This window comes from Ruegeria sp. 6PALISEP08 (assembly GCF_001238295.1).
GTDB lineage: Bacteria > Pseudomonadota > Alphaproteobacteria > Rhodobacterales > Rhodobacteraceae > Ruegeria.
The window spans coordinates 1-15534 of sequence record NZ_LGXZ01000007.1 but is presented as its reverse complement, the minus strand read 5'-3'; the positions used below and the strand labels follow the sequence as shown (position 1 = coordinate 15534).

Annotated in this window: 14 protein-coding genes; 6 read left to right on the top strand and 8 right to left on the bottom strand. The window is 54.3% G+C overall.

From position 1 onward, the window contains the following. Position 1 precedes the first annotated feature (1 nt). Positions 2–1126: an MlaE family lipid ABC transporter permease subunit gene (locus ALB80_RS11725; protein ID WP_050604263.1), complete on the bottom strand. Its 1125-nt coding sequence runs from the start codon at positions 1124–1126 to the stop codon at positions 2–4. Positions 1127–1359: 233 nt separating this feature from the next. Here ALB80_RS11725 and ALB80_RS11720 point away from each other — a divergent pair, with 233 nt between their 5' ends. The 5 genes from ALB80_RS11720 to ALB80_RS11700 all read left to right on the top strand — a co-directional run bounded on the left by ALB80_RS11720 (position 1360) and on the right by ALB80_RS11700 (position 9114). After that, positions 1360–2904: an alkaline phosphatase family protein gene (locus ALB80_RS11720; RefSeq protein ID WP_050604262.1), complete on the top strand. Its 1545-nt coding sequence runs from the start codon at positions 1360–1362 to the stop codon at positions 2902–2904. A 208-nt stretch (positions 2905–3112) separates the two neighbouring features. Beyond that, positions 3113–4798, top strand: coding sequence for an aspartate-alanine antiporter (gene aspT / locus ALB80_RS11715; protein ID WP_050604261.1), 1686 nt, complete (start codon positions 3113–3115; stop codon positions 4796–4798). An 18-nt stretch (positions 4799–4816) separates the two neighbouring features. Next, on the top strand, positions 4817–6439 hold the full coding sequence (locus ALB80_RS11710) for a bifunctional aspartate transaminase/aspartate 4-decarboxylase (RefSeq protein ID WP_050604260.1): 1623 nt from the start codon (positions 4817–4819) through the stop codon (positions 6437–6439). A 108-nt stretch (positions 6440–6547) separates the two neighbouring features. Then, a complete protein-coding gene (locus ALB80_RS11705) occupies positions 6548–8413 on the top strand; it encodes a PAS-domain containing protein (RefSeq protein ID WP_050604487.1) in 1866 nt (621 codons plus the stop codon). After that, complete coding sequence (locus tag ALB80_RS11700; RefSeq protein ID WP_050604259.1) at positions 8413–9114, top strand: response regulator transcription factor; 702 nt, start codon at positions 8413–8415, stop codon at positions 9112–9114. Before ALB80_RS11705 ends, ALB80_RS11700 begins: the two co-directional genes overlap by 1 nt. 84 nt (positions 9115–9198) lie before the next feature. On the opposite strand, the gene ALB80_RS22650 is transcribed toward ALB80_RS11700, so the two are convergent. Both ALB80_RS22650 and ALB80_RS22645 read right to left on the bottom strand, forming a co-directional pair. Next, a complete protein-coding gene (locus ALB80_RS22650) occupies positions 9199–9639 on the bottom strand; it encodes an HlyD family efflux transporter periplasmic adaptor subunit (RefSeq protein ID WP_253276868.1) in 441 nt (146 codons plus the stop codon). Beyond that, entirely contained in the window at positions 9591–9980 is a 390-nt protein-coding gene (locus ALB80_RS22645; protein WP_253276867.1) for a hypothetical protein, read from the bottom strand. The genes ALB80_RS22650 and ALB80_RS22645 overlap by 49 nt, the downstream gene beginning before the upstream one ends. Before the next feature lie 50 nt (positions 9981–10030). Here ALB80_RS22645 and ALB80_RS11690 point away from each other — a divergent pair, with 50 nt between their 5' ends. Beyond that, a complete protein-coding gene (locus ALB80_RS11690) occupies positions 10031–11200 on the top strand; it encodes a dockerin type I domain-containing protein (protein ID WP_050604258.1) in 1170 nt (389 codons plus the stop codon). Positions 11201–11425: 225 nt separating this feature from the next. Here ALB80_RS11690 and rfbA read toward each other — a convergent pair whose 3' ends face one another. The 5 genes from rfbA to ALB80_RS22410 form a co-directional block, all read right to left on the bottom strand. Continuing rightward, entirely contained in the window at positions 11426–12292 is an 867-nt protein-coding gene (rfbA, locus tag ALB80_RS11685) for a glucose-1-phosphate thymidylyltransferase RfbA (RefSeq protein WP_050604257.1), read from the bottom strand. 18 nt (positions 12293–12310) lie between these two features. Next, positions 12311–13174: a dTDP-4-dehydrorhamnose reductase gene (rfbD, locus tag ALB80_RS11680; RefSeq protein ID WP_050604256.1), complete on the bottom strand. Its 864-nt coding sequence runs from the start codon at positions 13172–13174 to the stop codon at positions 12311–12313. Next, complete coding sequence (rfbB, locus tag ALB80_RS11675) at positions 13171–14211, bottom strand: dTDP-glucose 4,6-dehydratase (protein WP_050604255.1); 1041 nt, start codon at positions 14209–14211, stop codon at positions 13171–13173. Before rfbB ends, rfbD begins: the two co-directional genes overlap by 4 nt. After that, entirely contained in the window at positions 14208–14777 is a 570-nt protein-coding gene (gene rfbC, locus ALB80_RS11670) for a dTDP-4-dehydrorhamnose 3,5-epimerase (protein WP_050604254.1), read from the bottom strand. The genes rfbB and rfbC overlap by 4 nt, the downstream gene beginning before the upstream one ends. A gap of 397 nt (positions 14778–15174) precedes the next feature. Beyond that, a partial coding sequence (locus ALB80_RS22410; protein ID WP_172677886.1) for a hypothetical protein occupies positions 15175–15534 on the bottom strand: 360 nt, incomplete at its 5' end.

Here is a 15534-nt window from a genome sequence, read left to right as displayed (position 1 = left end):
GTCAGATTCCGATCTCTGAAAAGAAAATCGAAAACAGGGCATCGATTGCGATCACCATGAAGATGGATTGCACAACGGATGCCGTCGTGCGCTGCCCCACACTTTGCGCTGACCCTTTGACTTGCATGGCCTGCCAACAAGAGATCACGCCGATGACCAGAGCAAAGAACGGAGCCTTAATCAGACCAACGGCCAGTTGCCAGACATCTGTGTTCTCTTTCAACCGCGTGAGAAACATCCCCGGGCTCACACCCAAATCGATCCAACTCATCAAGGCACCGCCAAACAGGCCGGCAATGTCGGCAACAAATCCCAGAATGGGCAGCATGATCAGCAAGGCCAAGACACGGGGAATGACCAGAACTTCAATCGGGTCCAACCCCAGCGTTCGCATGGCGTCGATCTCTTCCTGCACTTTCATCGAACCGATAGAGGCCGTGAAGGCGGAACCCGATCGCCCCGCGACGATGATGGCGGTCAGCAAAATTCCCAATTCACGCAGTACCGAGATCGAGATCAATTCAACCACAAAGATCTCTGCGCCAAACTGCTTGAGCTGCGTGGCACCCTGAAAGGCCAGCACAACACCGATCAGAAACCCCATCAGCGCCACGATGGGAAGGGCCTTGACCCCGGTTTCCTCCATATGCGTGACCAGGGCCGCCTTGCGCAGCCGCCACGGCATGATGAAGGTGCGAAACAGCCGGTGCAGAGTAAGGCCCAGAAACTCCAATATCGAAAGCGTATCTTTCCACGCCCCGAACGTTCCGCGCCCAACATTGGCGACCCAGTCCATAAAGCTGAGGGGTTCTTCAAGCTTCCCAGGTTTGTCCGGGATATTGTGAGTTACAGTATCGATAAGCGTGGCGTGCGCGGGCTTTGCCCCCTGAATTTCAATCTCTGCACCGTTCGTGGTGAAACGGCGACCAAGATTTGCGATCAGCCACGCCCCGCCGGTATCAAGTGCTTCAACTTTGGACAAATCAAAAACCACCCGATCCGCCGAGGGTTGGATGGCAGCAAAGTCCGCTTCAACTGTTTGCAACGATTGGGTAAGCAACTCGCCCGAGATACGGACATGTGTGCCGTCGGGGTCGTGCTCGGATGAAATCGCTGGCTGCGTCATACCGACATGTGAAGTAAAACCTTCGGGACCTGCAAGTCTTTGTTCCCAAAGGCCGGGTTTTTACTTTGCAGGATGGCGCTCGCGTCACGCATAAGGCCGCTTCTACGCAAATTTGTCTGCTATTGTCAGCCCGCGAAAGAAAGTTACGGAGCGCTTCTTAAATAAGTTGCGTGAGCGCAAGAAGACAGACACATTTCGCCGCGGAAACTTAGGTTTGGAGTCGGAGAAGCCAGATGCCTCAGGCCAAGAATGTCTTGTTCATCATCATCGATCAGCTTCGTGCGGATTGCCTCAGCGGCGCTTTGGCGGATCACGTGAAGCTTCCAAACCTTCGGGCATTCATGGAAGAAGCGGTGACATTCACGCGGCATTATTCTGTCACTAATCCCTGTGGCCCTTCGCGGGCTTCGCTTTTGACCGGACAATATGCGATGAACCACCGGTCGATCCGAAATGGAACACCGCTGCGTCACGATACCCCGAACATCGCCACTGAAATGCGTAAAGCGGGGTACATGCCGATGCTTTTCGGCTATACGGACACCTCAGCCGATCCGCGCGTTCATGACGCCAACGATCCGGTGCTCAAATCATATGAACAATCCATGACCGGATTCCTTGAGGTTGTCGAAATGCGCCTTGAAGAGTCGTATCCTTGGCAAGGGCACCTGTTGAAGAAAGGGTACGAGTTTGATCAGTACTGGGACGTCTACAAACCTGTCTCTGGGGATGGTCAACCTCCCAAATTGAACGACCCGGCGCTGTATCGGGCGGAAGACAGCGACACGGCGTTCCTGACGGATGCGTTCCTGGATGGGATCGCACCTCATTGTGGCGAGGGATGGTTTGCCCATCTGACCTATATCCGCCCCCATCCGCCTTTGGTCGCGCCCGCGCCGTATAATGACATGTACAACCCGGCGGATATCCCGCTGCCGCAACGGTTGCACAGCGCAGAAGCTGAGAAAGAACTACACCCATTTTTCGGGCCAAAGCTGGATGTCTATACAGCCAAAGAGTTTGTTCATGGCTTTGACGAAGTTGAGCCGACGGATGAGAATATTCGTACTTTGCGCGCTGTCTATCTGGGGTTGGCAACAGAGGTCGATCACCACATCGGCCGTGTGGTGAAGTACCTCAAGGACAGTGGGCGATACGACGACACGATGCTTGTGATCACCGCAGACCATGGTGAAATGCTGGGGGATCGTCACAGCTGGGGCAAGATGACGGTCTACGACGCGGCCTATCATACGCCGCTAATCATCCGTCTGCCTGACAACGAGGTCCAAGCGGGCACCCAGATCACCGTGCCAACTGAGTCGATAGATGTAACACCGACAATCCTTGACTGGATCGGGCAAACAGCTCCGAACGCGATGGATGGTCGGTCATTGTTGCCATTGTTGCATGGTGACATTCCCGAAGACTGGCGCAGCTATTCCTTCAGTGAACTGGATTTCTCGGAACCTGAAAACCCAACGTTGTGGCAACAAAGACTTGGAACCGGCAACAGCGACTCGTGTCTGGGCATACTGCGAGATGACCGGTTTACCTTGGTCGAGTTCGCAGCCGACCTGCCGCCGATTTTGTTTGACCATCAGGGCCAGGGTGAGTTCGAAAATGTAGCTGACAAGCCCGAGTTTGCAGCCGACCTGGTCCGATTGAGTCGTCAGATGCTGCGGCACCGGATGCGAAACATGGACCACACTTTGTCCCTGCACTCGATTACGTCCGAAGGCGCAAAATCCCGCTCACGATACTACGCTTCCCGTTAGTGACCCGACTCCGTTTGGGAAAACTGTAGACAAATTCGCATCTTACGATATCGTCGCAGAAAAATACGCTTTTGTTTGCGCTCTGACGGCCTGTGGTGCCGGTGATTTGTGTTTCCGGTTTTGAGTGAAATGTCCAGATCGGCTTGTCAGCGATTTTGAAGTTCCAAACACATCCATGTTCACACTGGGTGATTTCGGGAGGACAGTGATGGGCGATTGGTTTGTGAATGTGCTGCGCAGCTATCCTGAACTGGCGGTTTTTCTGTCGATAGGGATTGGGTTCTGGATCGGTCCCAAAAAGCTTTTTGGCTTCAGCCTCGGGACTGTAACGGCAACTTTGCTTGCGGCTGTGATCATCGGGCAAACGCACATCCAAATAGACTCGGCAGTCAAATCGACATTCTTCATCATGTTCATCTTCGCGGTGGGATATGGTGTCGGGCCGCAATTTATCCGTGGCCTCAAGGCAGACGGCGCACGTGAGGTGTTGTTCGCACTCAGTGTATTGGCTTTGTGTCTGATTGTGCCGATTATTTCTGCCAAGGTCGCAGGATTGGAACTGGGTTTTGCGGCTGGCTTGTATGCCGGGTCACAGACCATTTCTGCCGCGATTGGTGTGGCGACGGATCAGATCAATCAATTGGGTCTGTCGTCAGAACAGGCGCAGACCTACGCCAATCAGATTCCGATCGCATATGCTGTCACCTATATCTATGGCACTATTGGCTCTGCCATTATTTTGGCCAAGATTGGCCCGCGCCTGATCGGTGTGGATCTGGTTGCGGCCTGCAAGGAATACGAAGCCCAGTTGGGGGGCGGAACGGCAATCGAATCCGGCAACGGTATCGTTTCGGCCTACCGAACGATCGAGGCTCGGGCATTTGAAATCCCTAATGACAGTGACCTGCTGGGCCAGCCGGTCAAAGACCTGTTGCCTGGTGTGCGGGTCTATGCCGAACGGATCAAGCGTGGTGCCGCTATTGTCGAGGTTGAAGACAGCACGGAGCTTCAAGCGGGCGACATCGTTATGTTCTCGGGTCGCCGGTCGGAGTTGGTCGGCCTGCTGGAAGGTCGTCTGAAAGAGGCTGACGCCCCGGAACTGCTGAACACGCCAACCGAGAAGCTGGATGTTCTGATCACCAGCAAAGAGGTGCACGGCAAATCTCTGGAAGAGTTGAGCAAGCTCTCGCTGGCCCGTGGCGTCTATGTATCAAAACTTATGCGCAACATGGTTGAACTGCCGCTGCTGCCAGGAACTGTCGTGCACCGTGGTGACATCCTGACTGTTCTAGGCTCAAAGCGTCATGTCGAAGTGGCAATCGCCAAGATTGGATATGCGGACCGTCCGGTGGACACGACAGATCTTGCTTTTGTCGGGTGGGGGATCTTCATCGGTGGTCTCGTCGGAACCCTGGCAATTACCATGGGCGGTTTCCCGATCAGCCTGTCCACAACAGGTGGAGCACTTTTGTCAGGTCTGTTGCTGGGTTGGTTACGGACCGTGCATCCGACATTCGGGCGCATTCCTGGCCCGTCTTTGTGGTTGATGAACACTCTTGGCCTTAACGTTTTTATCGCGGTGATCGGCATCAGCGCCGGCCCCGGTTTTGTCGCGGGCCTGCAACAGGCCGGTGTCGCACTGCTGCTTTGGGGGATCGTCGCCACCTCTCTGCCGATGATCTTTTCAGTCTACGTTGGCCACTATGTGTTCAAGTTCCACCCGGCCATACTGTTTGGGGCCTGCGCCGGTGCGCGAACAACCACAGCGGCGCTTGGGATGATCCAGGAAGCCGCGCAAAGCCGGATACCCGCGCTGGGGTACGGGATGCCTTATGCGATCGGGAATACGTTGCTGACCATCTTTGGCATGGTCGTTGTTTTGATCCTCAGTTGATTTGGAAAGGTATGTGTCATGGACCGTCTGAAACTGCACGATTACGAAGCGCTCAGCCCTTTTCAGATCAAGGATGAGCTGATCAATCTGGCCTCGGATGAAGCGCGAAAATCCAACAGTGCGTTTCTGAATGCGGGGCGAGGAAACCCCAACTGGATCGCGACCCGCCCGCGTGAAGCGTTCTTTGCTCTCGGTCAGTTTGCCATCACCGAAGCCAAACGCGTCATGGATCATCCGGCGGGTTTGGGCGGAATGCCAGCTATCAAGGGGTGCTATGATCGATTGGTAGGCTGGGCTGAGGCCAACGCAGACATGCCCGGCACAGAAACCTTGATGACCGTTGTCAAACACGCCATTCGTGCATTTGATTTCGATGCGGATGCATTTGTTCACGAACTGACGGACTCGATCATTGGCGACAATTACCCGGTGCCGGACCGCATTCTGCACCACAATCAGATCATCGCGCACGAATATCTGATGTGGGCCATGTGTTCCGGTCGACAGCCCGACGCGCGATTTGATCTGTTTGCGGTCGAAGGCGGCACGGCGGCGATGTGCTATATTTTCAAGTCACTCAAGGCCAACCGCCTGTTGAACCCTGGGGATACGATTGCGCTGTGTACCCCGATCTTCACTCCTTATCTGGAAATGCCTGAACTTGAGGATTACAGCCTCGAATCCGTGCATGTGGAAACGGATGAAGAAGATGGATTCCAATTAACCGATGCGGCGGTCGAGACACTGAAAGACCCCAAGATAAAAGCGTTCTTTCTGGTCAACCCGGGCAACCCTTCGTCAGTCGCCTTGAACAAGGCATCCCTGGAAAAACTAGCGGATGTTGTCGAGAACCACCGTCCCGATCTGATCGTTCTGACAGATGATGTATATGGGACCTTCGTACATGATTTTACTTCGGTCATGGGGTACATGCCGCGCAACACGATCGGCGTGTATTCGTATTCAAAATACTTCGGCTGCACGGGCTGGCGTTTGGGTGTCATCGCAGTGGCGCAAGACAATATCTTTGACCTCAAATTGGCTGGGCACAGTGAAGAGATCAAACAGACCCTGGATAAACGCTATGGCACGCTCAGCCTGACTCCTCGTGAGATCAGGTTTATTGATCGTCTGGTTGCGGACAGCCGGGATGTTGCCCTGAACCACACCGCTGGTCTGTCCCTGCCGCAACAAGTCATGATGAGCCTCTTTTCGCTCGTCGAACTGGCAGACACCAAGAAAGACTATCAAACCGCCTGCATGGAGCTTGTACATCGACGTTTCCAACTGTTGACCGAAGCGATGGGTATCGAAGTCAATGTAGGCGAAAACTACGATGCCTATTACGGGATCATCGATTTCGAATACTGGTTGCGCAAATATGTAGGCGATGATGTTGTTGCATGGATCAAGAAGAATGTGCACCCGCTCGACATCGCGTTCAAACTGGCCGAGGATCACGGGATTGTTTTGTTGAACGGCAGCGGATTCGATGCGCCAGGGTGGTCTGCACGCGTGTCCTTTGCCAACCTGCCAGACGAAGCCTATACCCAGATCGGCCGCGCCGTACGGTCCGTCGCCAGAGGTTATGTCGAGGCTTATCATGCCGCCAACAAAATGCCGCTGCATGGCGAGTCATAAAGTAGCAATGTCCAAGAATGAAACCCACTATCCGTACCTGAAATCAGGTGCTACGCAGGGGTTGTGGAAAAGGCAAACTTGGACATAACGGAAAAGCGCATCAAGGCGATGACAACCGCCGGACTGAACCTGATTGGTCAGGCGCTTTCCATTTATGACAGCAAGTTGCAGCTGGTGCTCAGCAATCGCCGGTTTCAGGAAATGTTCGACTTGCCGGATGAGCTTGTCCAACGCGGCGCTTTGTTCCGAGACACAATCTACTTTCTTGCCAGCCGAGGAGAATACGGCCACGACGAAAGTGTGGAAGACATGGTCAATCTGCGCATCGAGCAAGCTTTGACCTTTGAACCCCATTACATGGAACGCGTGCGACCCAACGGACAGGTTGTTTCAATCGAAGGTGCACCGTTGCCTCAGGGGGGGTGGGTTGCGGTCTATACCGATATCACAGGCACTCGGCGGGCCGAAAACCTGTTGCGGGCGCGGTCAGAGGAATTGTCTGAACAATTGCTGGGTCACGCCGAAGAACTTTCGGCCACCAATCGCAAGCTTGCAGCCACAATAGCTGCCTTGGAAGAAGCCAAACGGGAACTGACCGAAATTGAAGCCCGCACGCGCCTTGTGACTGAGATGATGCCAGCGCATATCGCGCATTTGGACAGTGACGGTTTGTATGACTTTTCCAACCGGCGCCTGAGCGCGGTTATGCCTGGGCGTCCGTCCGATATTCTGGGCCTACATATCTCCGACGCGCTTGGCGAAGCAGCATTTGAGCGCGTGGAAAGCCACCTGCGAAAGGCTTATGATGGTGAACCTTCGGTTTTTGAATTCACCGAAGACCAGGATTCTCGCCGGATCCGTGTTTCATTCACTCCAGATGGGGCAGGGGGCGTCTATGTCATGTCCGTGGACATTACCGAAGAAACCCAGGCGCGGGTCGCCCTACAACAAACCCGTCGCCGAGAGATGGCGGCGCAGATGACCAGCGGACTGGCGCATGACTTGTCCAACCTGCTAACGATTATCCTTGGGATGCAGTCCAGACTGGACAAGATGGGCTTGCCGGAGGAAGCGCAAGAACTTGTCGCAGCCACTCAACAAACGGCGCGTCGGGGCGGGCAATTGCTGAACCGCATCGCAGATATGACAGGCAACCGAACGCCACGGCCACAAGCTACAGATATGCGCGGTTTGCTGGAAGATCTGCGTATCCTGGCCACCCCATCCTTGCCGCGCGGCATGGGGTTTTCTGTCGTTAACACTTTGCCGGATCAGACATTAATGCTGGATCCGGGGATGGTGCAGGATGCGTTGCTGAACCTTGTTCTGAATGCGCGGGATGCGTGCGGAAGCTCAGGTCAGATCACCATCAGCGCACATGCGATCGGTAAGATATGGGTCGAAATCACGGTGTCGGACACCGGTTCAGGATTTTCACCCGAAGCGCTGGACAAGGCGCTGAACCCCTTTTTTACAACCAAGGGCAGTGACGGGTCCGGTTTGGGTTTGTCAATGGTTTACGACACAGTGAAACTTGCGGGCGGCGATCTGAACCTCAGAAATACTCCATCCGGCGCATCGGTCGTGTTGCGATTGCCGTATCGCTCTGCTCCACCCGCTCAGGATGGCTTGGTGTTGCTGGTGGAAGACAGTGACGAGTTACGGGGCCAGTTCAGGGACATGCTGGTAGAGCTCGGTTTTACAGTTATCGAGGCCAATTCGGCGGATGAAGCTCTGACGCTGCTTTCTAGTGTTGAAGACATCTCGATGGTTTTGTCCGATATCCGCTTAAAAGGCGGGGGAACAGGTCTGGATCTTCTGCGGAAAGTAAACTCTGGATTGCCGTGCATCCTCATGACTTCGTTGCCGAATTCTGATCCTCTGTACCAACAGGCGCTTTCTGCGGCGCCGGTGTTGCGTAAACCGTTTTCACAGGCTCAATTGGCCGCACTGATCCAAGCCGAGGCCGCCTGATGACGCAACCGTTGGTGACTATTCTCGATGACGAACCCGAGATACGACGTATTCTTACCGACGCTTTGGAAGAAGCCGGGTTCCGAACACAAAGTTTTTCCCGCGCGCGGGAATTTGAGGCGGCACTGAACCGCGTGACACCAGATGTCTGTCTGGTCGATCTTTCATTGCCGGATACCGACGGGTTGGCGTTGGTTCATCGCCTTGCATTGGAACAGGGCGCGGCGGTAATCATCATTTCCGGACGGGCACAGGTGCAGGATCGGGTGACAGGACTGGAACTTGGAGCTGACGACTACATAACGAAACCGTTCGACCCGGCAGAGGTGGTTGCTCGGATTCGTGCCAGATTGCGGACACCGCGCGGTCAAACCTCACATTCGGATACAGCTGTGTTCAATGGCTGGACAGCGCATTTTGACCGTTATGTTCTTGAGGATGGGGCCGGTGCTGAAACGCCTTTCAGCCATGCTGAAGGGGAAGTCCTCCGGTTGTTTTTGGAAAGTCCCAAGCGTCTGATCAGCAGGGCGCAAATGCAGGAGTCCTTAGGCGGCGCGGCTGGTGACAGTTTCGACCGGGCCATGGATGTTCGAATTTCGAGATTGCGCACAAAACTTGGGGAAGACCCAAAAAATCCGCGCCTGATCAAAACGATATACGGCGCAGGATACATTTTTTTAGGCGACGTAGCCTGGAGCTAAGTGCGGTATTATCGCACGAGTTTTTGGCCACGTGTTGGCAATCAAACGATGTCGATCGCGCTGAGAAAACCCTCTTGCCGAGGTCTACTCGCGCAAAGCCTGGTCCTTGATCTTCACGACGGGTTGCAAAATGTAATCCAGAACAGATTTACGACCAGATAAGATATCCACTTCAGCAATCATGCCGGGTATGATTTCAACCGCAACACCGTTCCCGTCCAGCATTGTGTTATTGGTGCGAATTTCCACGACGAACACCTCTTCTTCATTACGTTCCGAGCGCGTGATCGTATCTGCACCAATGCGTGTGATTTCACCATCCAGCGCGCCGTAGCGCGCGAAGTCATAAGCTGTGATCTTGACCTTCACGGGCTGACCAGCGTGCAGAAACGCGATATCCTCGGGTTTCACATAGGCTTCGACCAGCAATGTGTCATCCAGCGGCACGATTTCGACGAGTTCCTCGCCGCTTCTCGCTAAACCTCCGATGGTCGTTTGATGAATGCGATTGACAATGCCCCGCACCGGAGAGCGAACTTGGCCCTTGATGCCCGGTCGCGCAAAGCTGGCAGGGTCGGTTGCAAAGTGGCCAATTCAGCCGTGGCGATCGCCAGGTCCGTCAGTGCCGCACTGCGAAACCGACTATGGGCAGCCCGGATGCGATCGTCGATTTCATCCAACCCTGTTTGTAATCTGTTGGTTGCGGCTTCGGCACGCACCTTCCGACCGCGCCACTCGGCCTCACTCCGCCGCAACGCTAGCAGAGTTGTCGCAGGTTCCATCTGTTGTTTAACCAGAGGAGCAATGATGGCGCGCTCGTCCGCAAGAACTTTGAGCGTTTCGTCGGCCGTTACTTGATCTACCAAGCCTTCTTCATATTCCCGGTACTTCTGTTGCCGGCGGTGGCGATGACGGGGTGAGCCTGTTTACCCTGACACCGCAGGGTCAGTTGGTCTATCAGGACAGCTTTGCCGACACTTTGGCGAGCGGGTTGCAAAATGTCGAAACAATCAGCGTTGCGCATGTTGGCGATGAATTGCAGATCCTGGTGTCGTCTCAACAAGACGCTGGCGTGACAGTTCTGTCAGTGCCTGTGGATGATCTAGGAACGGTGGCAACGGGATTTGGTACCGTGACTGGAACCGCATCAGACGACATGTTGAGCGGCAGTATTCTGGATACCACTCTGCTTGGCGGGCACGGGGATGACATCCTGATCGCCGGAGCAGGTGCAACAACCATGACCGGTGGGGCAGGGGCGGATACTTTTGTGATGCAAGCCGGGAGCGGCCTGACCACGATCACAGACTTTCAGGCCGGAGTGGACCGGTTGGACATGTTCGATTACTTGCTGTTGCGCTCCCCACAGCAACTGACCGTGACCAGTACAGCGCAAGGTGCGAGGGTCGAATACAGGAACGAAGTGGTGGAAGTTCACTCGGCCGCGGGTGGTCCACTGACAAGCTCCGACATCTTTGGTGCCGGATTCGGCGGGTCCGATCATATCCCGGTTGATTTCGGCGATTTTGGCGGGTTGACGCCAGACAGTTCGGATGGGGTGGCTGGACAGATTGCTGTAAACAGCGAAACGTCGAATCCTGGACTGACGGACGCAGAGATCAGCTTTACACCCGATGGAGGAGGCACCGTATCAGTTACCGCTGATGATCAGGGGAATTTCGACTTGGACTTGCCAGACGGCACATATTCGGGCTCGTTGGACATCGTCAAACACTATTCGACGGCAAGCAACGAAATCGACGCTTTGGACGCACTGCAGGTCCTGCGCATTGCAGTTGGCCTCGACCCGACATGGTGTCCGGCGACGGCAGAAGATCTAATAGCAGCCGACGTAAACCAAGATGGTATCGTCAACGCTTTGGACGCACTTGCGATCCTGAAAGTGGTTGTCGGCCAGCCGTCAGCGCCGAATCTTGAATGGGTTTTTCTGGATGAAAACGCGGATTTGTCCGGAATTACCAAAGACAATGTGACCTATGAAACAGGTGCCGATGTCGTTGCTGTAGATGGGGTTATTGACATGGATATGACGTCGATATTGTTGGGTAACCTCGAAGCCGCATGACCTGCGTCGAGTCTATTCATGTTATAGCGAACTTGGCCTGATCTCTCCTGCTCGATCTGCGTTGTTGAGGATCTATGCCGCTCGTTCTTTCATCTGAGTGGGTGATCGCCGCCCTTTGACCTAGCAAGCGCGGGTGGGAAGATATTTCCAACCGCGCTGTGGGGTCATGCTTTCAGTTTAGCAAAAGCAAAATGGAGGCTTAGGAACTATCACCGTTTGTACGAATTAGTCCAACAACTGTTTCAGATAAGGGCCATATGTGGACTTGGCGAAAAGTTGCGCCCGTTCTTCCAGTGCGGCATTGTCGATCCAGCCATTTGCCCACGCGATTTCGTCGAGGCTGCCAGTCTGCATTCCCTGACGGTCTTCGAGGGTCCGTACAAAGTTGCCTGCATCCAGCAAGGACCCGTGCGTGCCGGTATCCAACCAGGCAAAGCCGCGCCCCATGGTTTGCACCTCCAGCAAGCCTTCGCGCAGGTACATTTCCAACAACGAGGTGATTTCCAGTTCGCCGCGCGCTGATGGCTGAACATCATGCGCTCGGGCCGGGGCGTCACCATCCAGAAAATAAAGCCCGGTCACTGCATAGTTCGATGGTGGAACCTCAGGCTTTTCGATAATCGCCCGGGCTTTGTTTCCTTCAAAATCCACCACGCCATAACGTTGAGGGTCGGCAACGCGATAAGCGAAAACGGTCCCGCCGCGTTGTTGTTGGTCCGCTTCAACAAGTAGTTCCGGCAGACCATGTCCAAAGAAAATATTGTCGCCTAATATCAGCGCCGAAGGGGCACCGGCCAGAAAATCCTCTGCCAGTGTATAAGCCTGTGCCAGACCGTCAGGAGAGGGCTGCACGATCCACGTGAGAGACAGTCCATAATGACTGCCATCACCCAGCATACGTTGAAATTGCTCCTGATCCTGGGGGGTGGTGATGATTGCAATCTCACGGATTTTCGCGAGCATCAGAACGCTCAGGGGGTAAAAGATCATAGGCTTGTTATAGATTGGCAATAATTGCTTCGAGACTGCCATTGTGATCGGATAAAGTCGGGTACCGGATCCTCCTGCAAGAATAATGCCTTTGCGTTGCATACCTTGTCCTTTCACGGTTCAGCCTGTTGCAGAGTTCAACTCGCGCAAGACGTTGTTCAGGCCAGCTTTCCAGTCTGGTCTGCTGAGTCCAAAAGCGGTGTTCAAGCGATCACAGTTCAAACGTGAATTCAGCGGTCTGGGGGCTGGGGTAGGGTAGTCTGTCGTCGGGATATCTTCGATCTGAACCGCCAAACCAGACTGCGCAATGATTTCGCGGGCGAAATCTGCCCAACTGACATCAGGTGCGCCAGAATAATGAAACAAGCCGTATTCGTCATTTGGCCCAGCTTTGGCCATAAGAAGAAGGGTGTCGGCTATATCGGCCGCGGGTGTCGGCCCACCGATCTGATCGGCTACAATTGTCAGTCTGTCCCGTGTTTCAGCTAGCCTGAGGATGGTTTTTACAAAGTTCTTTCCATGGGCAGAGAACACCCAACTGGTGCGCAGAACTGCGTGCCACCCTCCGGCTTGTGCAACTTGGTGTTCGCCATCCAGCTTGGTTTTACCATAAACCCCCAATGGAGCTGTTGAGTCTTCGGTTTCCCATGGTGTCATGCCTGACCCGTTAAAAACATAGTCCGTCGAGACATGCAGGAAGGGCAGGCCGCGTTCAGCGGCTGCGCGCGCCATCGCGCCGGGCGACTCCGCGTTAACAGTTTGGGCCAGTTCGGGCTCATCTTCCGCCTTGTCGACCGCTGTATAAGCAGCGGCATTGATGATTACATCAGCGTCCGTGCGCCGAATGGCCTCAGCGCATTGAGCAGGGTCGGACAGATCTGCCATCGCGCGATCCAGTGTCTGGAGCGTGAATTCATGGTTCTGTGCGCGGCGACGCAACTCGGTCGCCACCTGACCGCTATAACCAAAAACCAGCGCCTTCATTGGGCCGTCCCCAAACGCTTGCCAACACCGTTGCGCGCTTGCAGGGCGTTCAACCAGTTTGTGTTGTCCAGGTACCATTGCACGGTTTGCTCCAGCCCGGTTTCAGGGGTGTGCGACGGACGCCAGTTCAGTTCCTCACGGATGCGGGTCGGGTCGATGGCATAGCGGCGGTCATGGCCTGGGCGATCCGTTACAAACGTGATCAGATCACTATAGGGTGCTGTTCCCGGCTTCAGTCGATCCAGAATTGTGCACAACATTCTGACGAGGTCTAGATTGGCCATCTCATTCTCGCCACCGATATTGTAACTGCGACCAAGCTCTCCTTTTTCCAGCACCAGCAAAAGCGCTTCGGCATGATCTTCGACATGCAGCCAGTCGCGAATATTGTCTCCTTTCCCGTAAACCGGGATCGGCTTCCCGGCTAACGCATTCAGGATGACGACGGGTATCAGCTTTTCCGGGAACTGGTAGGGGCCGTAATTGTTCGAGCAATTTGTCAAAACCACAGGCAGACCATAGGTTTCCCGCCATGCACGCACAAGGTGATCTGATCCTGCTTTTGAGGCGGAATAGGGCGAATTGGGCTGATAAGGGCTATCTTCGGTGAAATACCCGGTTTCCCCTAGCGATCCAAAAACTTCGTCTGTCGATATGTGATGAAACCTAAAACCCTCGGGGTGGCCCGCACCCACCCAATAGGCGCGCGCGGCTTCCAGAAGAACGTAGGTGCCAGTCAGGTTTGTATCGATAAAGGCCGCAGGTCCATCGATTGAACGGTCCACATGGCTTTCAGCTGCCAAATGCATGATGGCGTCAGGCTGATGCTTGTCCAAAACTCCTGACATCGCCGAGGCATTCCGGATATCCGCATGCTCAAAAACGTATGTCGGTGACTCAGCCACCGACGCAACATTATCCAGACAGGCAGCATAGGTCAGCGCATCGACGTTGACGATAGAATGCCCGTCGGAAATAGCGCGCCGAATAACAGCAGACCCAATAAATCCGGCCCCTCCCGTAACCAGAATCTTCATTGCGCAGCCTCAAATACAAAAGGGGTTTCAATGTCGCAAAGACGTGGCGCGACCTTGTCTTTATCGGACAACTGGGGCGCTGAATTGCTGCTTGGCCAGTCTATTCCGATATCAGGATCGTCCCAAAGGACTGCCCCTTCCGTTTCAGGCGCATAGGTGTCTGAACACTTGTAGACGATCTCAGTGCTCGGCTCCAATGTCACGAAACCATGCGCAAAACCCGCAGGAACCAACAGCATCCGCCCATTTTCAAAGCTCAATTCTTCTCCGACCCACTGGCCAAAAGTCGGAGAGCCCTTACGAATGTCCACAGCAACATCAAACAGCCTACCACGTCCGCAGCGCACCAGTTTCGTCTGCGCACGGGGAGGGGCCTGGTAATGCAGGCCGCGAATTGTGTTCATTGCGCCGGAGAGCGAATGATTGTCCTGAACAAACTGCGTGTCTATGCCTACAGCGGCAAAACTGTCGGCATTATAGGTTTCTTCGAAAAACCCGCGATGATCACCAAAACGCCTCGGGGTAATCAACTTCACTTCCGGAATGGAAAGCGCAACTATTTCCATTGAAACTAAATCTACTCTTTAAGCTATCCTGTTGTCTAAGAAAGCTATGTCACATGTAGGCTGATTTCGCCACAGCCCATGTATGAAAACGGGCAAGTTATGGCTGTAGCGTGACGGTCTCAAGTATTTTTGCAACCCTTTTATGAAGGGGCAGATGTTGCTCCGAAACAATTCGGCTGCCTCGATTATGGCGAATAACACTAACTGCGGAGAGCCCAGCCGATGCCGACAATCTAAACCGTGCGGATCAAACTTGCGGCTTCGGTCTCAAGCAATGGTGAGACCGCTAACCGGCATTGGGCTCAGAGTTCTTGGAAAATTCCTGTTCTTTGACAGCCTAGGTTTCTGAATGCGCTGGAGCCGGGTGATAGCGCCCCAGCTTCCAGCAGAAAAAAGATCACAGCAGGAAGCCGTCCTCCTCCAAAAGAATGGCAAGAGTGGGGTCCAGGTCCTCCTTACTTTCATTGATGGAAAGATTGAACCAAGCGATTTCGCTGAGATTTTCGTCAACAGAAACACCCAGGTCCTGGGTATCCAGATACTCGTCAAACGTGGCGTCGCTTTCCGAGGCCGATGTCAGATCTGGCACAAATTGCAGTTCATCAGCCGCCTCATCCCAGTCCGACAAATTCAGATCCTGCTCAGCAACAGCCAGTTTCGATTCTGCCGTTGAGGGTGCGGTCTGCTTTGGCAATTGGTGCCCAATAGCACCACTGCCATCGATATCCGCTCCATAGAAAGCTTCTACATCCGCCAC